Annotated in this window: 22 protein-coding genes and 2 pseudogenes; 16 read left to right on the forward strand and 8 right to left on the reverse strand. The window is 38.7% G+C overall.

The annotated features are described in order from the left end of the window. The first annotated feature begins 270 nt into the window (after positions 1-270). Both MKZ26_RS22425 and MKZ26_RS21805 read left to right on the forward strand, forming a co-directional pair. Positions 271-795 carry a transposase gene (locus tag MKZ26_RS22425; RefSeq protein ID WP_445683468.1) on the forward strand — a complete coding sequence of 175 codons (525 nt, stop codon included), beginning with the start codon at positions 271-273 and terminating at the stop codon, positions 793-795. 13 nt (positions 796-808) lie between these two features. Next, positions 809-1201: pseudogene (locus tag MKZ26_RS21805) on the forward strand (transposase); the annotation flags it as partial. Positions 1202-1538: 337 nt separating this feature from the next. Here the strand turns inward: MKZ26_RS21805 and MKZ26_RS21810 are convergent. Together MKZ26_RS21810 and MKZ26_RS21815 are read right to left on the reverse strand one after the other, a co-directional pair. Beyond that, complete coding sequence (locus MKZ26_RS21810; protein WP_340767518.1) at positions 1539-2846, reverse strand: sensor histidine kinase; 1308 nt, start codon at positions 2844-2846, stop codon at positions 1539-1541. A 289-nt stretch (positions 2847-3135) separates the two neighbouring features. After that, positions 3136-3924 (reverse strand): helix-turn-helix domain-containing protein, encoded by a 789-nt coding sequence (locus MKZ26_RS21815; protein ID WP_340767519.1) that lies wholly within the window; start codon positions 3922-3924, stop codon positions 3136-3138. Positions 3925-3982: 58 nt separating this feature from the next. On the opposite strand from MKZ26_RS21815, the gene MKZ26_RS21820 reads away from it, so the two are divergent. From MKZ26_RS21820 to MKZ26_RS21835, 4 genes are all read left to right on the forward strand, one after another. Further along, positions 3983-4108 carry a hypothetical protein gene (locus tag MKZ26_RS21820; protein ID WP_340767520.1) on the forward strand — a complete coding sequence of 42 codons (126 nt, stop codon included), beginning with the start codon at positions 3983-3985 and terminating at the stop codon, positions 4106-4108. A 51-nt stretch (positions 4109-4159) separates the two neighbouring features. Then, the gene (locus tag MKZ26_RS21825; RefSeq protein WP_340767521.1) at positions 4160-4282 is read left to right on the forward strand and encodes a hypothetical protein; all 123 of its coding nucleotides are present in this window, start codon (positions 4160-4162) and stop codon (positions 4280-4282) included. 117 nt (positions 4283-4399) lie between these two features. After that, positions 4400-5290 (forward strand): NERD domain-containing protein, encoded by an 891-nt coding sequence (locus MKZ26_RS21830; RefSeq protein WP_340767522.1) that lies wholly within the window; start codon positions 4400-4402, stop codon positions 5288-5290. 292 nt (positions 5291-5582) lie between these two features. After that, positions 5583-5861, forward strand: coding sequence for an SRPBCC family protein (locus MKZ26_RS21835; protein WP_340767523.1), 279 nt, complete (start codon positions 5583-5585; stop codon positions 5859-5861). A gap of 167 nt (positions 5862-6028) precedes the next feature. Here the strand turns inward: MKZ26_RS21835 and MKZ26_RS21840 are convergent, their stop codons facing one another. Beyond that, positions 6029-6610 carry a protein-L-isoaspartate(D-aspartate) O-methyltransferase gene (locus MKZ26_RS21840; RefSeq protein WP_340767524.1) on the reverse strand — a complete coding sequence of 194 codons (582 nt, stop codon included), beginning with the start codon at positions 6608-6610 and terminating at the stop codon, positions 6029-6031. A gap of 393 nt (positions 6611-7003) precedes the next feature. On the opposite strand from MKZ26_RS21840, the gene MKZ26_RS21845 reads away from it, so the two are divergent. Together MKZ26_RS21845 and MKZ26_RS21850 are read left to right on the forward strand one after the other, a co-directional pair. Next, complete coding sequence (locus MKZ26_RS21845; RefSeq protein WP_340767525.1) at positions 7004-7375, forward strand: nuclear transport factor 2 family protein; 372 nt, start codon at positions 7004-7006, stop codon at positions 7373-7375. Positions 7376-7562: 187 nt separating this feature from the next. Further along, positions 7563-8093: a DUF1572 family protein gene (locus MKZ26_RS21850; protein ID WP_340767526.1), complete on the forward strand. Its 531-nt coding sequence runs from the start codon at positions 7563-7565 to the stop codon at positions 8091-8093. 898 nt (positions 8094-8991) lie between these two features. Here MKZ26_RS21850 and MKZ26_RS21855 read toward each other — a convergent pair. The 3 genes from MKZ26_RS21855 to MKZ26_RS21865 all read right to left on the reverse strand — a co-directional run bounded on the left by MKZ26_RS21855 (position 8992) and on the right by MKZ26_RS21865 (position 11581). After that, positions 8992-9690 (reverse strand): ankyrin repeat domain-containing protein, encoded by a 699-nt coding sequence (locus tag MKZ26_RS21855; protein ID WP_340767527.1) that lies wholly within the window; start codon positions 9688-9690, stop codon positions 8992-8994. 184 nt (positions 9691-9874) lie between these two features. Further along, the gene (locus tag MKZ26_RS21860; RefSeq protein WP_340767528.1) at positions 9875-10834 is read right to left on the reverse strand and encodes a hypothetical protein; all 960 of its coding nucleotides are present in this window, start codon (positions 10832-10834) and stop codon (positions 9875-9877) included. 249 nt (positions 10835-11083) lie between these two features. Continuing rightward, a complete protein-coding gene (locus MKZ26_RS21865; RefSeq protein ID WP_340767529.1) occupies positions 11084-11581 on the reverse strand; it encodes a TetR/AcrR family transcriptional regulator in 498 nt (165 codons plus the stop codon). 182 nt (positions 11582-11763) lie between these two features. Between MKZ26_RS21865 and MKZ26_RS21870 the strand changes: the two are divergent. Beyond that, positions 11764-13134, forward strand: a pseudogene (locus MKZ26_RS21870) (DHA2 family efflux MFS transporter permease subunit). Between the two features lie 103 nt (positions 13135-13237). On the opposite strand, the gene MKZ26_RS21875 reads toward MKZ26_RS21870, so the two are convergent. Next, the gene (locus MKZ26_RS21875; RefSeq protein ID WP_340767530.1) at positions 13238-13786 is read right to left on the reverse strand and encodes an ECF transporter S component; all 549 of its coding nucleotides are present in this window, start codon (positions 13784-13786) and stop codon (positions 13238-13240) included. Positions 13787-14003: 217 nt separating this feature from the next. On the opposite strand from MKZ26_RS21875, the gene MKZ26_RS21880 reads away from it, so the two are divergent. The 6 genes from MKZ26_RS21880 to MKZ26_RS21905 all read left to right on the forward strand — a co-directional run bounded on the left by MKZ26_RS21880 (position 14004) and on the right by MKZ26_RS21905 (position 23446). Next, positions 14004-14855, forward strand: coding sequence for a pyridoxamine kinase (locus tag MKZ26_RS21880; RefSeq protein ID WP_340767532.1), 852 nt, complete (start codon positions 14004-14006; stop codon positions 14853-14855). A gap of 402 nt (positions 14856-15257) precedes the next feature. Further along, positions 15258-18290 carry an efflux RND transporter permease subunit gene (locus MKZ26_RS21885; RefSeq protein WP_340767533.1) on the forward strand — a complete coding sequence of 1011 codons (3033 nt, stop codon included), beginning with the start codon at positions 15258-15260 and terminating at the stop codon, positions 18288-18290. 183 nt (positions 18291-18473) lie between these two features. Then, positions 18474-19712 (forward strand): NADH:flavin oxidoreductase/NADH oxidase family protein, encoded by a 1239-nt coding sequence (locus MKZ26_RS21890; RefSeq protein WP_340767534.1) that lies wholly within the window; start codon positions 18474-18476, stop codon positions 19710-19712. Between the two features lie 248 nt (positions 19713-19960). Further along, positions 19961-20161 carry a cold-shock protein gene (locus MKZ26_RS21895; RefSeq protein WP_025783429.1) on the forward strand — a complete coding sequence of 67 codons (201 nt, stop codon included), beginning with the start codon at positions 19961-19963 and terminating at the stop codon, positions 20159-20161. Positions 20162-20568: 407 nt separating this feature from the next. Then, a complete protein-coding gene (locus MKZ26_RS21900; protein WP_340767535.1) occupies positions 20569-21510 on the forward strand; it encodes an S-layer homology domain-containing protein in 942 nt (313 codons plus the stop codon). Positions 21511-21931: 421 nt separating this feature from the next. Next, positions 21932-23446 carry an S-layer homology domain-containing protein gene (locus MKZ26_RS21905; RefSeq protein ID WP_340767536.1) on the forward strand — a complete coding sequence of 505 codons (1515 nt, stop codon included), beginning with the start codon at positions 21932-21934 and terminating at the stop codon, positions 23444-23446. Between the two features lie 645 nt (positions 23447-24091). Here the strand turns inward: MKZ26_RS21905 and MKZ26_RS21910 are convergent. After that, entirely contained in the window at positions 24092-25294 is a 1203-nt protein-coding gene (locus MKZ26_RS21910; RefSeq protein ID WP_340767537.1) for an AI-2E family transporter, read from the reverse strand. Between the two features lie 417 nt (positions 25295-25711). On the opposite strand from MKZ26_RS21910, the gene MKZ26_RS21915 reads away from it, so the two are divergent. Further along, entirely contained in the window at positions 25712-26422 is a 711-nt protein-coding gene (locus tag MKZ26_RS21915) for a LysM peptidoglycan-binding and 3D domain-containing protein (protein ID WP_340767538.1), read from the forward strand. Positions 26423-26481: the final 59 nt, after the last annotated feature.

Genomic DNA, 26481 nt, shown 5'->3' on the forward strand with positions numbered 1-26481 from the left:
GCTGACTCATTTAGCCATTCGGCCACGCAGTCGCAAGATGTTTGGTACGGGATCCGCTTGATTGAAGTCAGTATCTAGTTGCACTTTAAACAAAAAACGGTACGCTTACTGCTTGGTTAACACATAATATTGGAACCCACTCACTCGGTTCTTAAAAAGTGAAACATCGCCAGCAAAGCAAACTTTCCGCCAAGGCTGTGCAGTTCATCGTCAGAATCACCTGTAGGTTACTCGTCTACCTGGTTCATCCTCTGGTAGTTCTGCCTTCTAATCACGAATCGTCTCGATTTAAGTGAAGCAGAAATTTTAGAGACATACAAGAACCGCTGGTACATCGAGCTCTTCTTCAAATGGATTAAGCAGCATTTAAAGGTCAGCCATTTGTTCAGCCATTCGCCCGCAGGTATTTGGAATCAGCTGTTTATCACGTTGATTACCTTTGCCCTTATTGAAATCATGCGACTCATTCATCAACCTAAAAAGTCAGTATGGGCATTTTTAAGGGTAGTTCGTCTCTATATTTTCAATCCAATCAGCCAACTTTTAACTACCTGTAAACGTCGGTTAAAGAAAAGCAAAGGAAGGCAAAGGTTGCCGGATTCCAAACCGATAGAAATCCGTTTTGGAGAAGATTTCGCGATTGTAAGCCCGATTACTAAAGAGCATTTTTTAAGAAAAACTCTACTGTATAAAAAAAGAAAACAATTCGTCATTTACGGACGTGTTTCCTTTTTTTGTTTTATAGGTGGTATAATCTATCTTTTTTTACTATTTATGAATACTATGCAACGCTAGTAGGTACTGAAAATTAATCATCGGCACTGTGCAGAATCGTTCGGAAAACGCTTTTCGCCTTCTTAAAGTGTTAGATTCCAAAGGCAATCAGCTGAACCTGCTTACAAACCGATTTGATTTGCCAGCGGCTGAAATCGCGGAACTGTATAAATCTCGCTGGGCCATCGAACTGTTTTTCAAATGGATGAAGCAGCATTTGAACATCAAAAAGTTCTATGGACAAAGTCAGGAAAGCGTACATAACCAAGTCTATATCGCCATGATCGTGTATTGTTTAAATATTTTAGCGCAGCTACAGACCAAAAGTAAACGAACCTATCTGCAAATCAGTCGTTATCTAAAAGCAGCTTTATGGAAGCCAGCACATACTTGGATCAGAAAAATCCAAGGAAAAAGCGTGCCCTAACAGTAAAAAGTTGTCTCTGATACGCTAGTCAATGGCTGTAGTAAAAAAATGGATATTTATTATCGTTATTCAGGTGTTTTCGTTTTTTCTTTTGAAAGCATGAAAAATAAAACTTAATATTCAGAACGACTTCGTGCGACGCTAGTGATATTTTTGTCGAAATTTATCATTAAATATACGATGACTATATGTCACTAGCGTTATGTCTACTAGATGTGCATACAGTTGAATAATCATTCGAATTAAGAATGCACAAAACAAAAATTAGTAGCGTGAATAGCGGAATGAATAAAAAAACTCCCCACAAGTAGTAGGGAGTTTACGCTTTCATTCAAATTTACTTTAGAGGGATTCCCACAAGGGCCATAGTCTCTAAATCATTTATTGAATCAATTGTGATTTCCCCATTATATCTATTCACAACTTCCTTCACAATAAATAAACCTTGCCCTCTTATCTTTCCTTGTTCTGCATTTTTTGTTGAATATCCTTGTTTAAAAATATGTTCATTGTCACTAATTTTAGGTCCAGTATTCGTAATCTTAAATAGATACTGCGTAACATCCGTTTGACAGTTAATTGTTATTTTACGTTCGGCTACAGGTAATGCAATTGTTGCATCAATTGCATTATCAATTAAGTTCGACAGAATTATGATTAAATCTGTTGTTTTTATTTTATCGAATGCATCATGAGAAACCGTAAAATTCATATCAATATGATAATTTTGTGCAGCCAGTTTCTTTGTTTGCAGTAAGATTGAAAGACCAGGATGATCTATATTTAGTTTGAGAGTTTCTAGCGCCAGAACTTCTTTAGACAAAGAAGATATGTATTGCTGAGCTTGCTTAGATTCCCCTAGTTGAAGTAGTCCGTGTAAAACCTGAATATGATTGGTGAAATCATGTCTTAAAGAAGATATGGAAGTGATTAACGTTTTAAGTTCAGCTTGGTATGTATCTTCTGTATACCCGACTTCCTTTGCCACTTCTTTTTGATACCATCTTTGCAATAATAAGAAGGATCCGATAGCGACCAAAATAAAGGCACCATTAAAGACGAAGAGAAGGATATTGTTTTTCAATACTTTCCCCTTAATATCATTAAGTGTATCAACACTAATATCGATACCTAAGTAGCCCATGACCTTTCCTGCTTCATCCTTTATCGGTACTCCAACAGAAAGATAAGAGCCATGGTCGGCATCCTCAATTACAGTTGTAACATATGTATTTCCTTCAAAGGCTCTTTTGACCTGCTTTTCGGGTACTGTACAAACCACTCCAATACTATAGCTCTCGTCTAACTCCTTGGGTAATCCGCCTATCATTACGTTCGATACTTTTGGATTATCGATTTCCAATGTATATACAAATAATGCTCCCAGTTTTTCTCTTGCATCAACTAAGTAGTTTGTTAATTCCCAATAATAGTCGTTTTTTGCGGGATTATTCAAAAATTTCTGATACGTTTCTTTATCTAACGCAGACGCAATGGATTCTGCTGCTATAAGACTTTGATTACCGATTGACTCTTCAACCGTCTTTTTCATCTTCACGTAAGAGGTAAAGACATTTAAACTTGTAAACAACAATAACAAGACAGTAGATAATACTAAAATTAGTTTTATTTTACGGTTTTTCATACAATCTGTACTTCCTCATCTTTTTAATTGAAAGTTTTGCCTATGAAATTAAGAATTCTCTTTTCACAATAGCATTAAACTATCATAAATACTTGAAGACATTGCATGTATAACATACTGTAATATAATCACAAAGTCTATTAATAGCAATCGCTTCTTGTACTTAGTGATGGCTGCATATGCACCACACAATTTAAACACGATTCTGAGTTGTTCCATCCATGAAACCTTCATGTTTGCGAAATAAACACTAAAGTTTCGGCACCATACAATAACCCGCACAATCATTTCATCGATAGAAAAACCCTTCAACGGCTACATCATAATCCATGAAAGCCTCGCTGAATAAAGCCTTGCCGATGAGTTCGCGCAAAACACCTGAATAATAACCGGGCAGATTCCGGACTTTTTTCTGTTTGGTTGTTTGAACCGCAATACGAAGGGCATGCATGGCTAATTGCTCGAACAGTTCTCCTTTGTCTTCGTGAATACTGAATTTCAGCATTTGCAGAGACTGTTTCCGGTAGACGCCGTAAAAATTACGTGCTAATTTACTTTCTCCGATCGTTGAAGAAAGAAGAGATTTCATTTTACCGAAAAGTGTAGTAGGCACAATTTCCGTAGGAGACGTTCTTTTAAGGTCTTTAGGTTTTATCGCTTTAGAAAGAAAAGCTTCGGTTTGTAGATTAGCGGGTTCAAACTTACTGCTAGAAGGCTTTTCGTCATTCTCTGGGGTGTTCAATTTCGACTGGTCATTAGTAGGTTTAATGACGTAAATATTAGCGCCTAGACCGCTCATGACTGGGCGGATATAGTGAATACGTTCGATAATTTCAAGCTTTTCTAATTTGCGAATGGCGCGTCGAACAGTTGCATTGGATTTCTTAATGGCCTTTTCGATTGTTTCGTGCTTCAAGTGGGCGGCGCCGTATTTAACGGAGTAGCGACGGATCATATCAAGAACAGCCCGCTCGGTTTGGTTCATATCGTTCCAGTGCGTAAGTACATGTTGTCTTGTTGCTGCGTCTAAATCGTGTTTGTTTGTGAAGTGAGCGTATTCAGATAGGTAAGTTGTCATAAAGAATATCCCCTTTATTCTTTATATAGAAGAAAAGTAGGGGAAAGGGGACATTTTTGTGAAAAAAGTTTTTAATTCGGCAATTGGGGAAAACGCCTATTGCTTTAATGATGGCTGTCTGGAAACCACGCAATTCAAACGCAATTCAGATCTTTTCACCATAAAACAAATCGGATTGTTGTAATAAACATGAAAGTTTCGTGCACCTAACAATAAAGTAGGGGGGGACGTCTGGGTGATGGACAAATTAAAGACTGTATCGTCCCATATTCCAAAGGGCATTGACGCTGAAATTACTTTTGAAGAACGTACCCGGAAACTGGACGAAGCGATTCGACTTGGGTATACCTATGGTTGACATAGGTACCTATTTTTATGGAACTTTTTTCGTATTATATGATATTATTGTAATAGTTGGAAAAGTAGATACATTGACTGGTTACCGACAACTGAGTGATTAACTTGGGGGGATATTATGAATGCAGAAAATAGTATGATATCGGGATTTTATGAAGGGATATTGATTACAATCAAGATGTTTATGACCTCTAGTGCGTTTCCAGTTGTCGTCATATTCATGATCTTGTGGATTATACTGCAGCGGAAAATGCCGGTTATTAAAGGGAAGTATGGGGAGTGGGTTGTAAAGACTAAGCTTCGGAAATTAGGGGATGCATATACTGTCTTCCATGATGTTTATATTCCGAATGGTGAGCGGGGACTGACGCAAGTAGATCATATTGTGACCTCCGTGTATGGCGTGTTTGTTATCGAAACGAAACATTACAGCGGTTGGATTTTTGGTGATGAATTTAAACCATATTGGACACAAGTTATATATAAAAGGAAAACAAAAATGTACAATCCAATCCGGCAAAATTACGGCCATGTTCAAGCTTTACTTACCTACATAGGACAAGAAGGAATGCAGGATGTCTGTTCCATCATCGCATTTTCATCTAACACTACTTTTAAATTCAATAAGGGTTTCACCTCAGCGCATGTCATACAGTTCGCTGATCTTCTAACGACAATCAGTCAGTACAAGGAGCAGCATATTAGTGAGGCCACGGTGAAGGGGATCAATGAAAAGCTCGCGGAACTTTTGGCTCTATATAAAAAAGACAGGAAACTATTCAAGGCTGAGCACATGCAATCGATTCGAAAAGCGAAAGATGCCAAGCAGACGGCGCGTTCACATACGAGCCGTGCGAAAAAGATATCCAAGACTGATGCCTCACTATTATATACTGCTTGTCCGAAGTGTAATGGGCAGTTGACCTTAAAGACAGGTAGATTCGGAAAATTTTACGGTTGCAGTAATTATCCTGATTGCCGTAATACGGAGAGTGTGAATCTGGATTAGCATCGGCGGAGTGTTTGATTTTAGTATAATTAATCGAATGTGTGAATTGTTCGTCTTTGTTTTTGACACAGTGTACCTCTTTTAATGGCTGGGGGGATGGATGTTTAGAACTACATATGAATGATTTAGGCCCTGGTATTCAGAAATGGATGCTGGGGTTTTTGAAAATTTGTAATAGACGCTGGCACACCTGGTTAATTGCATGAAATGTAACCTGAAATCCGATACTAGCTATCATTGACGGGCTTCCTATTGAATCGATTTCGTTACTTGGGAGACGACCCATTTAGGGATGAAACAGAAATTAACGTCTCAAGTCATTGAAATGGTGAAGCCAAACAGATTCACCGATGCCATGGTTCGTGGAGCCTTTCATTCTTTTACACATACACAAGAATTCATTGAAAGGGGCACAGAAACGAGCATGATAGATACTTTCTCATATAAATCCCCTTTTGGCATTTTAGGAAAAGTAGCAAATCATTTGTTTTTGGAAAAGTATATGAGCCATTTTATTGCCCGCCATGCCCAAAAGGTAAAAAGGATTGCTGAAGCGACGAAATACAAATAGATCTTAATTTTAGGTATCGATTCAGTAAATACAACTCAATTCAATACCTATGCAATTTTTTTACTTTTTTAATATTACTTTAACATTTGAATTGTTTGTCTTTTTGTCTGGCATAGGTACTTCTTTTGCGTTTTATTTTTTAACCGATACGGAATAAGTGCTGTCACCTATTCATACTTTCCTTTCAATGGGACAAACCTCACTTCTTCCAACACTGCGGTATGGATTTCTCCATCTTCATCTTTTTCCAAGAGCAAGAGTTCCTGTAGGAGGGGTGTTCCTACTGGGATGATCATTTTCCCTCCGATAGCTAGCTGGTCTATGAGTTCGCGTGGCACCTGGGTAGCAGCGGCGGTCACCATAATCCGGTTGTAAGGAGCGTGTTCTTCCCAACCGGTGCTACCGTCATCTAGCTTGAAATGGATGTTGGAGAAACCGGCCTTTTCTAATCTTTCTTTTGCCCGTTCATGCAAGGCAGCAATTCGTTCAATTGAATAAACGGGGTTCGAGAAGGCGGCGAGTAGGGCGGTTTGGAAGCCGGAACCCGTTCCGATTTCCAGCACTTTTGAATAAGGCTGCAAATCGAGGGCCAATGTCATTTCGAGTACGAGGGAAGGCTGGGAAATGGTTTGTTCATGCCCAATCGGAATTGCTTCGTCCATATAGGCGAATTCCTTGTGCGCATCCATGAAAAAGCTACGGTCCAGTTTTTGAAAATAGGTAATTATGTCTTGGTTTTGATTGGGCATTGTCCATGCTCCTTCGTTTAATAGTAACTAACATTGCACATTAATCATTACCGATAATGAGTATATGTAAACAACGGTAAGCGGATGGTACCTATAAATACATAGATCGAGGTGAAATATGTACATTTCGATGGATTATGGGCAACTTTATGGTTCTGGAATTAAACTAGGAAAATGGGAAGAAACGCACCCATCATTTACATGATTTTAGGAACGTTGTGCAAGAAGCTATCGTGAATGTTTAAACTTTTATGATGTTTTTAAAGCGACTGACCGCATATTAAGTGGATTGCATGCATACTTCAAAACAATTGGAAAAGGATATTTGGCTATTTTATAGAATACCAATAATATGCTGATCAAGAAGTGATATCAGGAAAGGATGTTAAAATCATGAAACCACATAAAGACCAAGCAGTGGACTTTCTACATCTTATCGTCTCTGGAAAGATTGACGAAGCCTATAAAAAATACGTAAGCCCAGATTTTCGCCATCATAATCCATATTTCCCGGGGGATGCGGATTCGCTTAAGCAAGCGATGGAAGAGAATGACGGTATCAGCCCAAACAAAACGCTCGAAGTGAAGCAGACGATTGAAGAGGGAGAAAACGTGATGGTTTATTCCCACATCAAACAGAAGGGGGAGGACCTAGGGGCAGCGGTTGTCCATATTTTCAGTTTTCATGAAGGCAAGATTGTTGAAATGTGGGATGTTGGCCAACCGGTGCCGAAAGATTCACCAAACGAAAATGGGATGTTTTGATGGCCTCGTTATTTAACATCCAGCCGGAAACCGCCTCTCGATATTGAACCTGTACTTGATGGCGTAGGTGCTTTTTGAATTTATGCATTTCTGGCTATTCAGCCTTAAGCAATGGTGAAAATATTCTCACACGTTATCATCGAATACATCAGCGAACTGATTTTTGAAACTAGAGGGGGAACACCATATGTCGATTGGAACAGAATATTTACGAGTTGTTCGAGAGCGGTTCATCGGGTTAAAAGGGCAAGGTGAAAAAACATTCGACCAGTTGAATGAGGATGATTTTCATTGGACGTCAAACGACGATTCAAACAGCATCGCGATTCTTATTCTGCATTTAAGTGGAAATATGGTTTCGAGGTGGACGGATTTTCTGACGACGGACGGTGAAAAGCCGGACCGTAATCGTGATGGGGAATTCGAAACGAAAAGATTGTTAAAGGCGCAGCTGATGGATCATTGGGAACATGGCTGGCGCGTTTTTTTTGATGCGCTGGAAAGCTTGCATGAGCAAGACTTGGAAAAGAATATTCATATTCGCGGGCAGGCACATTCCGTCATAGATGCGATTGAGCGGCAAATGGCGCATTATGCTATCCATATTGGACAAGTCATGTTCATTGGAAAACAGATTAAAGGAGAGCAGTGGAAGAGTCTAAGCATTCCGAAGGGCGAATCTGACGCGTACTTGGCAAGGATGCTGAAGGGGAAATGAAAGTATAGGCGGACTACTGAGATATGACGTCTTACAGAAATGCAGGGTGTTTTTCTCATGTTATTGCTGTGAGTTAATACAAATTAGTTTATGAGTATCTATAATTATTGGAATAGTGTGATTATATCCTTTGTAGTGTGAAAATAATGTCGGAGGGGTAAATGGTGTATAAGATTATGACCCTTACAGTTGAAAGAAACAACCCAGAACTGTACATACCCACTTTTTAGAGTAATTACTTACAGATGAAGTTTGTAGGTTTAGTGAAAAGATTGGAAGATTGAGTCCAACCCAATTTGAGATGAAAAACATCCTTGAATGAAAGATTCTAAGATGAAACTACAAGAGAAAAAGCAATTGATAATGTTCTGGCACTACAAATAAGCTGCAACAGATAAAGAGTAACATCAATAACTTTGTTTATGAAATTACTATTGTAATGCTCGACCAGATAAATAATTTGAGAGTCACAGATGGTGAAATTGAAGATGTACTCAACATGGAAAAAGGTTGTAGGGTTGTTGGAGAGGTTCTTTACTACTTGAATCTTGACTGGACAAATAAAAACTTTAAATATGAACAAGATCATCTACATCCAGATAATAGGTTTAGCGAAGGGAAGCCAGTATCTGTTAGTATGGAAGATTGGAGAATCTGGCGAGGCCTACGTAATCGACTACCTAATCTACATTTCTGTTTTAACGGGGAAGGAACCGATGGACCCTGTTATAAAATGAATTTTAGCCCAGTGGTGGTACCTGTATATTGAGCTGAAAACAACAAACACCGTTAGAATTATCCTAGCGGTGTTTGTTGTATTAAGTAAATTGTGGTGATGAAATTATATCGATAATAATATTTTTGCGATAAACATTAATGAGTAAATAAAAAAATACTGTTACATAGCACCACTATCTACTAATATTTGCTCAATCTCTTTAAACCCTTTTTTTCGTGCATGTTGTAGAGGAGTGACATTATTTTTATCAGGAATAGTTACATCTGCTCCATAATCTATAAGTAATTGTACAGTTTCCTGTTGTACTTGGTTTCCATTATTTAAAATGATTGCTTCCATTAAGGCTGTCCAACCGAGATTATTTACATGATTAACATCAATATCAGTCGAAGTAAGAAGTTCCTTGATAACATCGAGATATCCAGTTTCAGAGGCAGGGATGAGAGCAGTTCCTCCATATCGGTTGGTAATAGTGGGGTCAGCACCGGCCTCGATTGTTAACTTTAGAATGTCCAAGTACCCCTCTGCGCCAGCATACAAGAAAGGATTGTTTTTCATGTCGTCTTGGATATTGACGTCAGCACCGGCTTTAATTAAGGCTTTTACCGTGACGACGTCATTATTATATGTAGCTAACATAGTAGCAGTACGACCGTTTTCATCCTGTACGTTTATATTTGCCCCTTTAGTAATCAGTCTACTTACGCTATTTGTATCTTTAAGTTCAACCGCATTAAGTAATTCTAGGTTCAATGTATTTTCCTCCCTTTTCTGTTCGGTAGGTATACCTTTCCCACCTGTAATGCAACCTTGTAAAATAAGAATACTTCCAGCCAGCATAATCAACCACTTCTTCATAAAGTGCTCCTTTTTTAATTTCAATTACCTGCACGTGGAGCTACTCAGATCATTCGCTATAATTACATAATAATAGAATGAAGATCGGACAAATTGGCGAATGTCTGGTTTTATTGTATGGTCATTCACGTGTGTTAATTATTTGTCTTTTTGTCAAGCACAGATGCCCTCCACTTACTTATTCTTATGAAGAACACCCACTACACGAGCTACAACTACTCCCGGAGTCAGAGCTCCCTCCATCCGAAGGTGCACTTGGCATAGCTCCGGCGTCTGTTCCCACTTCAAACGAATTCACATTGGTGACAATCTCGTTCCATTCTTCTTTATAATCGAAGTCGGTTGCAAAGCCTGGTGATCCGTCTGCGAAAGCACCGGTCACTTTTTTCTTCTTCACTTGAACTGTTTCATACTCATATAAGGCGAATAGTGAGGCACCATACCAATAGCCGTCTTTTCGTTTAACACGCTTTCCATTTGACTTCATCACTTGTTGTCGTGCGAATTTGAGAAAGGTAGCCAATGTATCTGTCGAGGCGGCATCGGATGAGTGACGCCCAAACGACTCAATGATTCCTTTTGGATCATTCACTATACGCTCTATCCATTTTGCATGTTCTTTCTTTTTTTGCGCGAATTTCCCCCATAGATGCGAGCGGGAAGTAACGTTGAAAAAAGAAAGATATAACACGTCGAACCAAGCGCGTTCATTTGGAAGAAGTGTTGGTGTTTCATGAGGGTGATGTTCAATCTGTTCACCAATGAAATCTAAACAGAATTGATTATACAGCTGCTCTTCTTCTAAAAAGAAGTGCCAAATATCGTCTACCTTTTTGGAAAACATCGGAAGTCTTTTTGAGATACCTGCTAACAAAAGAAATTTCTTTAGTTCATACCACTGTTCTCGCAGTTCGGCATCTGTTAGCGTACGATTTCTATTCTTTACACGCACATTTACAGTTTTCTCAATCTTCCTTGACCAGGCGTGATTGAATTGTCTGAAAAGTTGTTTGGTCTCTTTGTCTGCCCATGGCGGAGCAGTCAATTTCTTTGAATAGGAATATGGTTGACCCTTCATTATCAAAAAAAGGTTTGGACATACAAATACAAGAAAAACTCCTACAAATATCAAGTATGGTTCCATTTACTTTTCCCCCTTACGTAATGCTGATCTATTGTGTAAGAAGTGATTATAGAGTATTTATATTTATAGTAATTTTACCATAAAATGCATTTGTTTGTTTATTCGGGTGTGTTAATTGTTGGTCTTTGTAACTGACACAGGTACCATGGCAACCCTGACAGAGGAACGTTGCTATCAAGAATCTAAATCAATGCCAAAACGTTGTGCAATCAATGTTTTGGCATTTCATATTTTTAATAGATAATAAAATTAAGATTGATTCATGAGATTAATTTGCTCTGCGATATACGCTGAATCCAGGTATAGGCCATCTTTTAACCACCATATAATGACACCAATAATAGAGGCAGCTTTAATATCTGTATCTACAATGATTTTTCTTCCACTAATTTTAGATTGATTTCTGCGGGTTACTATTAAATCTTTCATCAACAAAAGTAAATGTTTTTCAACTTGTTCAAACTGTACTAAAGCAAGTATGTAACTTCTTTGATTAAGAAGATAATCCAATAGCTGTATCAAGTGCTCTTTTCGATTCCTATCAAAAATGGAAGTTAAGTTTTCTATTTTGTCAGTTAGCACGTGTAAAATATCACTTACTAAATGTTCCTTCAACTCATTGATATTTTGATAGTGTAAATAAAAAGTGGTCCGGTTCAAATTCGCTCTCTTTGTTAATTTTTGGATAGAAATTTGGTGTAGTAAGTGACCTTCTTGTAAAAGTGTTAGTAGGGCTTCCTTAAGCATTTCCTATGTACGTATGGGACGAGAATCTTCTTTAAAAGTCATTTAAATCGTTCCTTTTTTATATTTAATTTTCTGTTAATCGACAGAAATGACCTGATTGTATATGGGTTTTTTTCTTCTTCTGCTATGCTGTTTTTTAGACAATTTGTCGATAACAGGTACTATATGGGGAGGGATTTTATATGCAAAATGAAGTATCGAGTAGTGCTAAAAAATTGCTACTTATCATCATGATAACAGGAACCTTTTTTTCTACATTAAATCAAACATTGTTAAACGTTGCATTTAGTGATTTAATGGTTGTTTTTGATGTGAATGCTGCAACGATTCAATGGTTAGCCACAGGCTTTATGCTTGTAAACGGTGTGTTAGTACCCATTACAGCTTACTTAATGAAACGTTTTTCAACACGTCAGTTATTTATCAGCTCATTGTTATTTTACTAATCGGCTCTATTGTCGCAGCATGTGCGAATAATTTTGGTGTACTATTAACAGGTAGAATGGTTCAAGCTGTGGGTGCTGGTATTATCATTCCATTAATGATGACTGTCATTGTATATTTATACCCTCCGGAAAAACGTGGCACAATTATGGGGAATGTTGGCTTCGCAATTATTTTTGCGCCAGCAATTGCACCAACATTAGCAGGATTTATTTTAGAGTATTTATCTTGGCGATGGTTATTTATCATCATGATTCCTTTCGTAACATTGATTATTATTATAGCAAGTAAGTATTTAGTTAATGTTGCTGAAACGTCGTCAAAAGAAAGGCTCGACATAGTCAGTGTGATTTACTCAACTGTTGGCTTTGGATTCGTTCTATTTGGCTTTAGCAGTGCAGGCAGCCGAGGGGGGGATGATTTAATCGTTCTTACATCAATTGTCGGAGGTTTGCTTGTAACGATATTGTTCTGTCATCGACAAATAAAGGCTACTGAACCTTTATTGAATTTAAATGTCTTCAAATTTAAAATATTTACGATGACGACAGTAGTTAATATTGCGATTACAATTTTAATGTATGCCGATTTATTTGCAGGATGGACGAGGGTTTACAGCACTTGAAGCAGGATTGTTATTATTACCGGGAGCTATTATCAATGCAACGCTTTCCCCAGTAACAGGTAAGTTATTCGATAAATATGGGGCAAAACCTTTATTCATTTTAGGAACGGGTTTAATTGCGATATCGATGTATGCAGTTATTGATTTATCACCAGAAACAACAACAGCATATATTTTAGTTCGTACAATTTTATTACGTATTGGTTTGGCGTTTATTACGATGCCGTTAAACACAGCTGCTTTAAATGTATTACCAAGAGAATTAGCCACTCATGGATCGGCGATTAATAACACAATTCGCCAACTAGCTGGAGCAATTGGTACAGCAGTTATCATGACGATTTATTCTATTCAATTATTGAATGTTTCTTTAGAATCTACGACAGGTTATAGTAGTGCGGCAAGTAACACGTACTTCTATATGTTTGTTATCTCTATAATAGTGTTCATTATCACATGGTTCACGCCGAAAAAGACAAGTTAAAGTGAATTTTAGGTGCCTGTTTTGAATTGTATTTTAGAAAAATAGAAACACGCCATCTATGCTGTAAGCAAAACAGCAAGATGACGTGTTTCAGTTGTACGTATTAAAATTTCTTTTTGAAGTACGGTGTTTTTTTCAGTGCGATACATACTGGAATCGCGATAAGTAAACCTACAACGTTTTGGATGATGTCTCCAGGAATTGATGCCATAGGAGCAATCCAGCTTTTGAACATAATCGCTTGCCCGATATAGTACACTGCAATCATCACGGGCATTGAAACAACTGCTCCCAAAATGTTTAACCCCATATTGTCGCCTCTATGGCCACTAGACCAAGCGATTTTCCCGACAATTAAGCCTTGTAATGCGCGGGAGATAATTGTCGTTGGTGCCCAAATTGCCCAGCCACCTAAGATATCGAATAAGCCCATTCCGATTGCTCCAGCAAGTGCCCCTTTTTTAGGACCGAATAAAATCGCTGCCATGAAAAGCATAGATGTCCCTAAGTGAATCAGTCCACCTTGCCCGAATGGTAACTTAATATTAATCAATGTTGCGGTGAAAATAAGTGCTGCTAAAATTGCTGTAATCACTAAATCAAATGTTTTCGTTCGTTGTTTTGTATAGACTTGATTTTGTATATTTTGCATCTGCATCTTCCTCACTTTAATGAATGTTTTGACTGCTTTAACTTTAGCAAAGAGCTGACTATTGTTAAAGTGTCAATTTCATTAAAATGTAAAGGGTCAGATTGTATTGTCTGTAATATAATATTTCATTTCAATCCATATTAATTGGTGCATTTTCGCCTCTGCTTTATTATGATACGATGAAGAGAGTACAAGTAGGATTAGTTAGGTGGCGAATATGATTAAAAAAGTTGCTGTAATTCAGGATATGTCATCTTTTGGGAAATGCTCGTTAACGGCTGCAATTCCTGTGCTATCAGTGATGGGTGTACAGGCAGTTCCATTGCCAACTGCGATTTTAACGGCGCAGACTGGGTATCCAAGCTTTTATTGTGAGGATTTAACGTCAAAAATGGACTGTTTTGTGGAGGAATGGAGAAAGCTTGGTGCAACCTTTGATGGCATACATACAGGCTTTGTGACAGGAAAAGAGCAAATTGATAACATATTTCAGTTTTTACACGTGTTTCATTCGAGTGAAACGAAGCTGCTTGTCGATCCGGTAATGGGCGATACGGGCGAGGTATATAAAATGTTTACAGGCGAGTTACTTGATCGTATGAAGGATTTAGTGAAGTCCGCTGACATTATTACGCCAAATAGTACAGAGTGTTGCTTGCTTACAGGGTTGTCGTATGAGAAGCTACAGAGCTATCAAAATGAGTCAGATTATATTCAGGTGCTAGAGGAGGCGGGCCATCAGCTACAGCATGAAACAGGGGCGAACGTCATAATTACTGGTTTGAATCCGCCGTCAGCAGATGCGAACAAACGCTATGTAGGCAATATGTATGTCGATGCAAATCGCTCATTTTATAGTATCCGTGACTATAATGGCGAGAGTTATTCGGGAACTGGTGATTTGTTTGCATCGGTCATAATGGGTGGAATGATGCGTGGACAGGACATAGTGGAGTCCATGAAGATTGCGGAGGCGTTTTTAGCCGCTGCGATTGAAGCTACGTCAAAAGAGCAAATTCCGAACGAGGCAGGCGTGAATTTCGAACAATTTTTGCGAATGTTGCTTTAGGTGGTTAACAGTTAACTGGAAATTACGACCGATGTTCGGAGTCGTTTCTAAATTGAAAGTGTGACTGTCATCTATCATGACCTACAATATGGTTTAACAATATGTACAAGAGCAGTATACTTCCTTTGGAATAGGGAGGTATACTGCTTTTTGCGTAATAAAGAGCTTTATTCCATACATCATTAATTTAAAGTATCCGGTTCTGAAACTATTCGAAATTCAATGAGAACCTGCTACCCATTAACGCTAAGCCTTAGGTCTTAGAAAAGGATAATACTAAGGTTCAATGTGGAATATATTCCTATTTTATACAATATAGATGCAACTAAAACGAAGGAAGGGAGCATATACTTTCAAGTCTGATTTTTTTGAATTACTTTAGTTTTTAGGAGGAGACTTTCTATGTCGACATTTACCAAATGGGCTTTTGGTAACAGGGCCGCTGTAGCTGCATTAACCATTTTAATAGTAGTGATAGGCGTTGTCAGTTACTTTAGACTACCTATGGAGTTTTTACCATCTGCCGATAATCCGCAAGTCACTATTATTTCCATGGGTCAGGGAACTGACTCCAAAACAATGGAATCCGAAGTAACTATCCCGATTGAAAGAGCAATTACCGGATTAAATGGTAAAACCTCCGTCTATTCTACAACTGGAGATGGATTTTCAAAAGTGGATCTGTTCTTCGAGGCAGGAACTGATATGAAACAAGCCAAACAGGACGTACAAGAAGCGTTAAGCAATGTAGCCTTGCCTCTCTATCTCTCCAAGCCGACAATCTCACAGCTAAATACTTCTATGATTCCAATTGCTAACATTGCCGTCAGCTTTAATGAAGGTTTGACTACCGAAAATCTGGATTTTGCACGTGAAAAACTTCCATCTCTCTATCAAGAAATTAAAGGGGTTTCCAAAGTAGATGTCTATGGGATTACAGATTCCATCATTTCAGTCAAGATTGATGATGGAAAATTAGCTGAAAATCAGATTTCTCTTCAAGCGGTTATGGGGATTCTTCAAGGTCAAAATACTGCTGTAGCTGTCGGTGAAAAGATTATCGATGGAAAAACAAGTAATATTAAAGTAATAGGTGATTTAACAAGCATTGAAAAATTGAAAGGTTTAACGATTACACCTGATTTAACGCTTGCGGATATTGCAACGGTTGAAGAAACAAAAGATGCGAATTTCATTAGCTGTTTCAACGGTAAGGATAGCTTAGATATTAGCATCACAAAGGATAGTCAATCCAATGCAGTGACTATTAGCAAAGAAATTGAAAAAGTAACAAAGGAAATCAATGAAAAGTATAATCAGCAAGAATCAGTTATTTATATGTCCTCTGCTGATTTAGTAGAAAACTCTGTTCACACGATGATAAAAGAAGTACTCCTTGGCGCACTATTTGCAGCGATTGTCATTATGCTCTTCCTACGAAATATCCGTTCTACCTTTATTACCATTGTATCGATTCCTTTATCCCTTTGCTTCACACTATTTCTACTGTCATGGTCTGGGGTGACATTGAATATTTTAACACTTGGCGGTGTCGCTGTTGCAGTTGGGCGTCTAGTTGACGACAGTATTGTCGTCATCGAAAATATTTTTCGCAAAATGCAAACAGAGAAATTCTCTGTCCAAATGATTATTGGTGCAACGGAACAAGTAGGAGTCGCTATTACTGCTTCTACATTAACAACAGTAGCCGTTTTCTTACCGATGAGCTTATTAAATGGTGGCCTTCAAGAATTCCTTTTACCATTCGCTTTAACGGTTACCTATTCTTTGCTCGCATCTCTGCTCGTCGCTTTGACGGTTGTTCCGTTAATGAGTGCGGGATTATTGAAGAATACAAAGTTGCCTGAATATAAGCCTGCCGTTCGTTTTCCGAAAATGGTTACATGGTCCTTAAACCATAAATGGATTGTCTTCTCGATTTCCATCTTCCTTTTCATCGGATCCATCGCTACTTACTTTGTCATCCCAAAAGGTGCAGTTGATAGCTCCTCTGCAGACTATGTCTTGACCACGCTAAGTTATCCGAATGATACACCAATTGAAAAAGTAAAGGAAAAAACAATGGAACTGGAGTCATCTATTCAAAAAATGGATGAAGTAAAACATGTGTTTTCACAGGTAGGTTCTCCAGCTGAAGCGGCACAATATGGCTGGGTTGGATCACAGACTGAAGCAACCTTCAGTATTTTATTAGAAGATAAAAATGATACAGAACACATCGTAAAAGAAATGGAAAAGAAAAAAGATCAATATCCTGATGCCCTCTTAGAAGTAACTACCTCTTCCTTTATGATGGGAGGAGCAAGTACGAATATTATCATTGATGTAGTAGGTGATAATTTAGCAGATTTAGAAGATGTGGCAACTACTATAAAAGAAAAAGTACAGATCCTTGAAGGCGTAGAGGAAGTTACGACCAATCAAGATGAAAAGAAAACCGTATACTCCCTCGTTGTAGACCCAACAAAAGGAAACACCGAACAAATTGCACAACAGTTAGGAGTGATGTTAAATAAGTCACCAATAGGAACGATTAGTTTAGATGATAAACAAAAAACTGTATTTCTAGAACCTCTCTTAGATACGAAAACACCTGAAGACATAGAAAATATACCAGTCATGACTGATATGGGTCTTGTCCCTGTATCATCCATTGCTAAGTTACAAAGTGAAGAGCGTTCAACTAACCAGTTCCATAAAGATGGGGATGCCTACCTCCGAGTAACAGCTTCAGTTGATCCAGCAAAGCTATCGGAAATTTCGAGCGCAGTAAATCTAGAAATTTTCGGCGATAACAATGACAAGAAAGGCATAGATCTTCCGGAGAATGTCGATGTTCTAGTTGGAGGATCAAGTAGTCAACAAGCAGATGATTTTACAGATTTATTTCTCATTATGCTTGTTTCCATCGGGATTGTATTTTTAATAATGGTTATCACATTTAAGTCAATCAAAGCGCCAATCGCTATTCTTTGCTCTCTACCACTAGCTGCAATAGGAGCCATTTTAGGAATTCTTATCAGTGGAATACCAGTTGATATCACGGCACTTCTAGGAGCATTAATGCTAATTGGTATCGTCGTAACAAATGCGATTGTACTTTTAGACCGAGTAAAACAAAATGAACAAAAAATGATTATTCGTGATGCGCTTATTGAAGCAACCGCAACAAGGATGAGACCGATTTTCATGACCGCGATTGCAACTATCTGTGCGATGCTTCCACTTTTAGTGAAACAAGCAGAAACGGGAAGTTTAGTATCACAAAGTCTCGCGATTGTTGTTATCGGTGGGTTAGCCATGGCGACCCTGCTAACTCTGATTGTTATCCCTTGTATATATGAATTGCTTTATTTTAGAAAGTCTAAGAAACAGCGAATTAGTCAGGCTGCTGAACAAGATATTTCCATATAATAAAAAACCAGACCTTAGCTTAAATGCTATTGGTCTGGTTATTATTGTTCGTTCTTGCTTCTTATTAAATTTTAGGCACCTGCGTGACACTATTCAGCGTATACAATACAATTGGATAATACAAAATAAATCAATACCTTTGCGTTTTCTACATATCTGAAATAGTAAGGAGACATGCTAAAAATGAATCAATCAAAGTCCGTTTTGGGTATTTCTCTACCACTTCCAAATGGAACAATCATTAAGAATAGAATTTTTAAATCTGCCATGAGTGAAGCGTTGGGAACGGTTTATCAAAATCCAAGTGAATCATTGGTTACTTTATATAAAACCTGGGCTGAGGGGGGTGCGGGTATTGTCATGACAGGTAACGTGATGATAGATCGAAATGCTTTAGGAGAGCCGAATAACGTTGCTTTGGAAGATGAACGTGATTTAAAGATGTTAATGAAGTGGGCGAAAGCGGGAACTGAAAATGGGACTCACCTTTGGATGCAGCTTAATCATCCAGGGAAGCAGTCACCAAAAATGATTTCAAAAGAACCTGTAGCACCAAGTGCAGTTCCTCTTACAGGAGGTTTAAAACGATTCTTTAACCAACCACGTGCTCTTCAGGTGTCTGAAATTGAAGACTTGATTAACCGATTTGGAGAAGCGGCAAGAATTGCGAAAAAAGCAGGCTTTACAGGTGTTCAAATCCATGCAGCACACGGATACCTTTTCAACCAGTTTTTATCCCCTTACCACAATCAACGAACAGATGAATGGGGAGGAACCTTAGCAAATCGAATGAGGTTTTTGGAAGAATCGTATAAAGAAATCCGGAAACAAGTCGGGAGATCATTTCCAATCGGTATTAAACTTAACTCAGCTGATTTTCAAAAGGGTGGATTCACTGAAGACGACTCCATGGAAGTTCTTCAGAAAATGTCCGAATTAGGGATTGATCTCATTGAAATTTCTGGGGGGAATTACGAGAATCCGATAATGATGGGTGTAGATGTAAAAGAAACTACAAAAAAAAGAGAAGCGTATTTTATAGACTATGCAAAAAAGGCTCAGGCATTAATCACTACTCCAATTGTAGTCACAGGCGGCTTTCGTACTCAAAAAGGTATGGAAGAAGCTATTGCGAACGGAGAAATTGATATGGTTGGAATTGCAAGACCTTTTGCCTTAGTGCCGGACTTGGCAAATAGAATCTTTAATGGCAGTTATGAAACCGTTCATGCAAAACCAATCCGAACGGGGATTAAACGAATAGACAAGAGTGCTTCCTTGTTAGAAATTGGTTGGTATGAACAGCAGTTAGCAAGAATGGGGAAATCTAAATCTCCAAACCCTGACCATAATGTCTGGATATCTTTAATACAAAATCTTCTAGGGAATGGTCGTAGTGTCTTCTTTAGAAGAAGAGTATAGACGATACCGTTATGGTGTGTAGTTCTTTATTTTTTTGTATAATTATTCAAAAGTGTAAGTAGTTCGTCTTTGTGTCTGATACCCCTTTTTAGAGCAGGACCATTTGCTGTTTTAACATATATCTGTTATTCTAAGAAAGAGTTATTTTTGTTCGTTTTCAGATTGAGAAAAGATTTTGTTTTTCGTCTAAGTATTTGAGCAAGGGTAGTAACACATTGTGTGGATATCCGCACTAGGAGGCAATAATTATGGAACAAGGTACAGTTAAGTGGTTTAATGCAGAAAAAGGTTTTGGATTCATCGAGCGTGAAGCAGGAGAGGACGTATTCGTACATTTCTCAGCAATCCAAAGCGAAGGTTTCAAATCTTTAGACGAAGGTCAAAGTGTAACGTTTGAAATTGAACAAGGACAACGTGGCCTACAAGCTACAAACGTTCAAAAAGCTTAATAATAGCTAGAAAAAGACCCTACAAGTAGGGTCTTTTTTTATTTGCTTAAATTAATTTTTGGTACCCTATGCGCGGTACTATTCGGTAACAACAATGCAATTCTATAATAATACAGATTAAAGCAATAACTATGCGGTTTTTATTTATATCCTATATAATTACTCAGCCATATGAATTGTTCGCCTTTGTGTCTGACACAGGTACCTCTTTTTATATTACGTTTCGCAAGGGGAGTATGTTGCATCACTCTTGTGTAATACACAGTACACCACACAATAACTCTCACCACACAACAATTGGGCAAGAAAATCCATCTTTTATTGATAAAAAAACTTTGAAACTTTTCTTGGGAAATCGTGTCTGTAGTTGGCTCACGACAGTGAGAGCGCAGATCGGAGGAAATTCAATGAAGAAAAAGATATGGAAACTCGCCCTCGCGGCGGCACTCGCCATGCCTGCCATGGTTATGCCTGTAGATGCTGAAGTGATAGTGAAGAGGCCGTTTACAGGTGTATCAAAGAACAGTCCGTATGTTGAAATTGTACATGAAATGAGGGGCCAGCAAATTATAAGCGGTTATGAAAACGGGGAATTCAGACCGGCCGAAGTCATCTCACGAAAACTTGCGGCAGCGCTCGTTAACCGTGCGGTAAAATTGCCGGTAACAAAGCCGTTCGTCTCGTTCAAGGATATATCGGCGGAAAATGCATTCTTCAATGACGTGAAGAAACTGCAGCAAGCAGGTATTTTTGAACCGGATGTAAAAGGTAACCTCTATCCGAATCAACCGATTACCCGTGCAGAGATGGCGAAGGTACTGACCATCGCATTTGATCTGAAAGTGAAAGTCGAACTCGATTTCATGGACGTGCCGAAAGACCATCCGGCAAGCAACTACATACGTGCACTTTATTCAAACGGAATCACTACAGGGGATTTCGGATTCTATAATCCCGATAAGTCTGTTACACGAGTGCATTACTCCGTATTTCTTCATCGGTTGATACATATGAATGACCCTTTTGATCCGGCAGAGCGGATACGCGGACAGTTTGCACGTGTCTCTGACCAGCAATTAGGTGAACCCGATCAGGTTACCCTGGCGATGCTCGGCATGCTGTCGCAGAAAATCACACACGATCCGTCCGATTATCTAATTACAGATATAACAAACAATGGCTATACGGACGCAAGTATGTACTGGGCGGGCCATTCATTCGGTCAGTTGGCGAAGGAAAACATTCGCTATCTTAAGCGTTTAGCCGAGAAAGGTTCTGAGCAGGAAGTGATTTTACACAGATGGCTCAAAGAAGATTTCTCGAAATCAAAGATGAATTTTTCACTTTAAAAGCGATAGGCGACCCGGACTTCTTTAATTGTGCGGTATGTGAGCAAAAGTTCGCCATCAATATCCGAACGAAACGTGCTGAAGAAGTGTTTGTACGTACACTTTACGGAGAAGAAGGAGTGCAGCGTCACCGGCAACAGTGAGGCACAAAAGGTAAATGAGTTGGAAATGTGAAAATTAATTTTAAGTACCTGTTCAGTAAATACAATACAATTCTATAATAATACAAAGAAAACCAATGCCTATGTGACTTTTCTATACTGTTTGTATTATTACTTGAGTATGTGAATTGTGTGTCTTTGTGTCTGACACAGCGTACGTCTTTTATTCTTTCTATATTTCTTTGAAACTTTTCCTGAAATCTCTCGTCTGTACGTTGCTTACAAGAAAGAAACATATGAAATAGAGAGGATGGCAACAATTGAAGAAAAAACTACTTACAATATTTGGTGTACTGGTGCTTGTGTGCAGTTTGCCTTTAACCGGCAACGCAGCGGTCAAACAGCGATTCTCTGACGTACCGACGACAAAGCATTTTGCAGAAGCGGTGTATGAACTTGCTGAACGCAATATCATCGGAGGGTACCCGGACGGCACATTTAAGCCTGGCAATCCGATTACGCGAGGCCAGGCAGCCGCAATCATTGCGAAATTGAAGAAAATGGATCTAACGAACGTTAAGAAACCGAATTTCAAGGACGTCTCGGAATCGAACGGTTATTATAAAGCGATTGCCGCGCTGTCCGAGGCAAATATTATCGGGGGCTACGAGGACGGTCGCTACGGGCCGAATGATCCAATCAAACGGGGGCAGCTGGCCTCGATTCTCGTCAAAGCGTTCGATCTGCCACGCTATAGTTTCGAAGCCACCAAAAATCCGTTCAAGGACGTCGTTGGGTACGAGTCGCACGGTTCCAGCATCCTTATTCTCTATAGACTGGGCATCGCGGGCGGAACATCTCCTGACCGGTTCAGCATTAACGCGCCCGTGACGAGAGGCCAGGCGGCAAAAATGATGAAAGCGACCGAAGAATCGAAACCGACGATGGTATCGCTCGAAGCGAAAGAATTAGGTATGGATGGGATCTACAACGTTAAATGGAGAACGGGCGAGGACCTCTACGAACCGATTGTTGTGGACGGTATAGCTGGCTATTCAACAGACCGCCTGCAGCTTATTCCGCTGAAGGAAGGAACAGCCATGCTTAACTTGATCGGGTACAATGGGAATGTTCCTATTGAACAGCATAGACATATCTTTAAGAAGTACTATGTGCATGTGAAAAAAGTGACTGGCGAATTGAAACTGACCTTGGAAGAGACGAATGACTACCTGCCGACAGAAGCACCGCTTGCAGTATATGCCGGCGAAAAGGTCGAGAACATCAGTCTTTCCACAGTGGAAGGGAAGTTACTGAACGACAATGCAGCATACAAGAAATGCGAGGGGACGCAAAACGTATGCCTGGCCATTGATGAGCCGGGTAGCTATATTGCCAAGGCGCGTCTCGTTGGAGGCAAGGAAGTGCGATACGCCATCGAAGCGAAAAAACCGGAAAGAGCCTACTTCCACTATGATATCAAGACATTAAGGGAGCAGCTGACCTACGTATTCGACATGAAAGCACTGTTCGATCATAACGATTACTATGACAAGGAAGCGGCCGAAAACATTGGCAAGCATAAGATCGTAACGAAAAATGCTGAAGAGATTGCGGAGATGACAAGGGATTCCGGAACCAATGTCTTTCGCGTCACTGCGAAGAAAGTAGGGACGGTCGAAGTGGAATTTGAGAATCATGTTTACTGGAGGACTGGGCAGCCCGGCGACGCGGTATCGGGCATCACGTCCGGCATGAAAATCACCGTGCTGGAAATGAATGGCCTGATTAATATTTCCGCATCGCAAATCTATGAAATAAATTCAGATATGTAATCGAATAATGACTGCTACTTGCGTGCAAAACTACCTAGTAAATAAACCGTAATTGATTAAAAATGTGAGGGGGCCAATCGCGTTGAATTGGCTCCCTTCTTATTTACATTCAACTATCTATTTCACCTTGCATAGTCGTCATTTAGATTCACACTCTTTTTATATCGTGAAGTTGTATACTTTATAGCTATTTAGTGCTTCTTTATTTCTACTCTCACTTTTCCACCCAGTCTTTTCCTTCCAGCTAACTGGTAGTGAATACTGAATAGAAAACAGGCATCCAAATAAATACAAAGTTTGCGGGTGTGTGGTGTACCGATTTTTAAAGCTACCATGCAAATGGATAGGGAAGGTTTAGAAAACTTCCTCAAAATACAAGATCAAACAGTTCCGTATGTTTGCTCATTTTCATAATATGAATTTCGGAAACTTGCGAGCGATGCTATTTAGGGAGTGCATTTCAGTAATATATTTAGAAAGAAGATCAGACATCTGTGTGGATGTCTGATCTTCTTTGTATGATTAATTGAATGTGTGAATTTTATTCTTTGTGTCTGACACAGGCACCTCTTTTATTCGTTAATAGAAATGATTTTGTCGCATGAATAAATAATAGATGATCTGTATAGCATCCTGCACAGCCACTTATTTTTTTCTCTTCTCAATAGGCGTGCTTGGTTTAGGGGCGGGATTATAGTCCTGCTCATATAAACCTGAATATGTCTGGTACCGAATAAATAGATGCTCAAAAATCACTTTCATTACGGCATACGCTGGAATACCAAGAATCACTCCAGGAATACCAAATAATTTCCCAGCCGTCAGCAAGACTACAATAATGGTTACTGGATGTATTTTCAAATTACTGCCTAAAATTAATGGTTGTATTAGCCGTCCTTCAAGAGTTTGTTCAATGGCAAAAACGATTATTACTTTAACAAGCATCCCGGGTGAAGATACTAATGCGATGATTAAGATTGGAATAATTGCCAGAAAAGAACCTAAATAGGGCACTAAATTTAATACCCCAGCTAATATCGCTAGTAACACTGCATATTCAAGACCGATAATTGCAAACCCAATCCAGAACATTAATGCAACAAAAAAAGCTACCAATAACTGGCCGCGGATATATTGACTAATTTGCGTATTGATTTCTTTTAATAAGTTATATGTACTTAATCGCATCCTAGTCGGAATGAGTTTCATTGTATAGTAAGGTAAATTTCGACCATCTTTTAATAGAAAGAACAAAATAATTGGCATCGTAATAAGGGCAATTACAATATTAGTCATTGTTCCTAGCACACTACCAATTCCGGAAAAGGTTGAATTCACGACACTGTTTGCCTGCTCAGAAATAGATTTTATAATGCTTTGATTTACATCGGTCAATTGAACCTGTAATTGGGAAAATATATTACTTCTCAATAAATTATCGAATTGAGCAATGACCTTGTCCCAATAATTCGGCCAGTTTTCAATTAGACTCATTGTCTGCTCACGTATGATTGGAATTAGAATGATAATCCCCCACACAACCAAACCAATAATGATCATAAAGACAATCGCGATTCCAGCTATACGTGGGATTTTCTTTTTTTCCATCCAATCAATCAAAGGATTAAACAAATAAAATAAAATACCCGCCATTAAAATGGGTAAACCAATCACACTGAAAAATCCTTTGATTGGATTAAATAAATACGTGATTTTAGAAAATACAAGGAGATTTAGCAAAACCAATAATGAGACCAATAAAATAGTTACAACTTTATTATTTAAAAACCATTTCCAAAACCAAGTAGCTGCACTTTTAACACTAACTTTGTCTTTTTCTTGCTCCATGTTCCATGCCTCCTACTACACAATGACTGTTTACCACATTGTACCATGACCGTCTCCCACTACGATGGAAATACAAAACTTCTGCATCTTTCTTAGCCTGCGCCTTATTGAACTGAACACTCTTTAAATCAGGTTATTGCAATATCTGTGTCATCTAAATCAGCTTGTTCAAATGATTTTTTCGAAGACAGAATCCCTTTCTATTATAATTCCCGCTTATTTGTAATATTTATACATTAATAGATTGCATTCAATTCCGTACTAAAACCCCGTCACTCCCGCACTTTTTATTACAAATAAATCAATGAGGTGAATAGTGTCACGCGATTGATATCTCCTGCACACAATTCTGTAACGGCTATGATATCTTCGGGTGTTATGCTAATGCAGGTTAGTGAAAGGGAGGAAATTCATCACATGAAAAAACACATCATTGCACTAGCGGCACTAGCAACATTATCAGTAGGGGCGGCGGGTCAAGCATCTGCATCTAGCGTCCATACGGTAGAATCGGGAGAGACATTATGGTCTATTTCACAAGAGGCTAATGTAAGCGTAGAAGAATTACAAACTTTGAACGGATTAAATTCTACTCGTATCTATCCGTCGCAAAAACTAAAAGTGGAAGATAAGATGGAAGTACACGTAGTTGTGAAGGGTGATACTCTTTTCGAAATTGCGAAAAATAACAACCTCTCAGTGGATGAATTAAAAAATAAGAATGGTATTTCAAGTGATATCATCCGCCCAGGAGAAAAATTAGTTGTAGAAGGTTCAAAAACTGCTTCAGCACAAACATCTACTAACAATGTTATAAAGAAAGCTGTTGCTTCAGCAACTAATGAGATGACAGTTACAGCAACAGCGTATACAGCTTATTGTGAAGGATGCTCGGGTGTAACGGCATCGGGTATTGACTTGCGTTCAAATCCTGACAAAAAGGTCATCGCGGTTGACCCTTTAATAATCCCACTAGGAACACGTGTGTGGGTTGAAGGATACGGAGAAGCCATTGCGGGAGATACTGGCAGTTCTATTAAGGGGAAAAGAATTGATGTCTTTATGGAAAATGAGCAAGACGCACTAAATTGGGGACGTAAAACGGTTACAATTAAAGTTCTAGATTGATACTATTACCGATTAAAAGTAGTTAGAAGTTTTACTGAAAGTGTAAAGAAAAGAATGCA

Origin of the sequence: Sporosarcina sp. FSL K6-6792 (assembly GCF_038004885.1) — a bacterium.
GTDB lineage: Bacteria > Bacillota > Bacilli > Bacillales_A > Planococcaceae > Sporosarcina > Sporosarcina psychrophila.

Bases quoted from the DNA above. Each gene is read 5' to 3' on its own strand.
- MKZ26_RS21890 (WP_340767534.1), top strand. From the start codon at position 18,474: ATGAATCAATCAAAGTCCGTTTTGGGTATTTCTCTACCACTTCCAAAT.
- MKZ26_RS21880 (WP_340767532.1), top strand. From the start codon at position 14,004: ATGATTAAAAAAGTTGCTGTAATTCAGGATATGTCATCTTTTGGGAAA.
- MKZ26_RS21855 (WP_340767527.1), bottom strand. From the start codon at position 9,690: ATGAAGAAGTGGTTGATTATGCTGGCTGGAAGTATTCTTATTTTACAA.
- MKZ26_RS21910 (WP_340767537.1), bottom strand. From the start codon at position 25,294: ATGGAGCAAGAAAAAGACAAAGTTAGTGTTAAAAGTGCAGCTACTTGG.
- MKZ26_RS21815 (WP_340767519.1), bottom strand. From the start codon at position 3,924: ATGACAACTTACCTATCTGAATACGCTCACTTCACAAACAAACACGAT.
- MKZ26_RS21840 (WP_340767524.1), bottom strand. From the start codon at position 6,610: ATGCCCAATCAAAACCAAGACATAATTACCTATTTTCAAAAACTGGAC.
- MKZ26_RS21845 (WP_340767525.1), top strand. From the start codon at position 7,004: ATGAAACCACATAAAGACCAAGCAGTGGACTTTCTACATCTTATCGTC.
- MKZ26_RS21835 (WP_340767523.1), top strand. From the start codon at position 5,583: ATGAAACAGAAATTAACGTCTCAAGTCATTGAAATGGTGAAGCCAAAC.
- MKZ26_RS21850 (WP_340767526.1), top strand. From the start codon at position 7,563: ATGTCGATTGGAACAGAATATTTACGAGTTGTTCGAGAGCGGTTCATC.
- MKZ26_RS21810 (WP_340767518.1), bottom strand. From the start codon at position 2,846: ATGAAAAACCGTAAAATAAAACTAATTTTAGTATTATCTACTGTCTTG.
- MKZ26_RS21900 (WP_340767535.1), top strand. From the start codon at position 20,569: ATGAAGAAAAAGATATGGAAACTCGCCCTCGCGGCGGCACTCGCCATG.
- MKZ26_RS21830 (WP_340767522.1), top strand. From the start codon at position 4,400: ATGAATGCAGAAAATAGTATGATATCGGGATTTTATGAAGGGATATTG.
- MKZ26_RS21865 (WP_340767529.1), bottom strand. From the start codon at position 11,581: ATGCTTAAGGAAGCCCTACTAACACTTTTACAAGAAGGTCACTTACTA.
- MKZ26_RS21875 (WP_340767530.1), bottom strand. From the start codon at position 13,786: ATGCAAAATATACAAAATCAAGTCTATACAAAACAACGAACGAAAACA.
- MKZ26_RS21915 (WP_340767538.1), top strand. From the start codon at position 25,712: ATGAAAAAACACATCATTGCACTAGCGGCACTAGCAACATTATCAGTA.
- MKZ26_RS21895 (WP_025783429.1), top strand. From the start codon at position 19,961: ATGGAACAAGGTACAGTTAAGTGGTTTAATGCAGAAAAAGGTTTTGGA.
- MKZ26_RS21885 (WP_340767533.1), top strand. From the start codon at position 15,258: ATGTCGACATTTACCAAATGGGCTTTTGGTAACAGGGCCGCTGTAGCT.
- MKZ26_RS21860 (WP_340767528.1), bottom strand. From the start codon at position 10,834: ATGGAACCATACTTGATATTTGTAGGAGTTTTTCTTGTATTTGTATGT.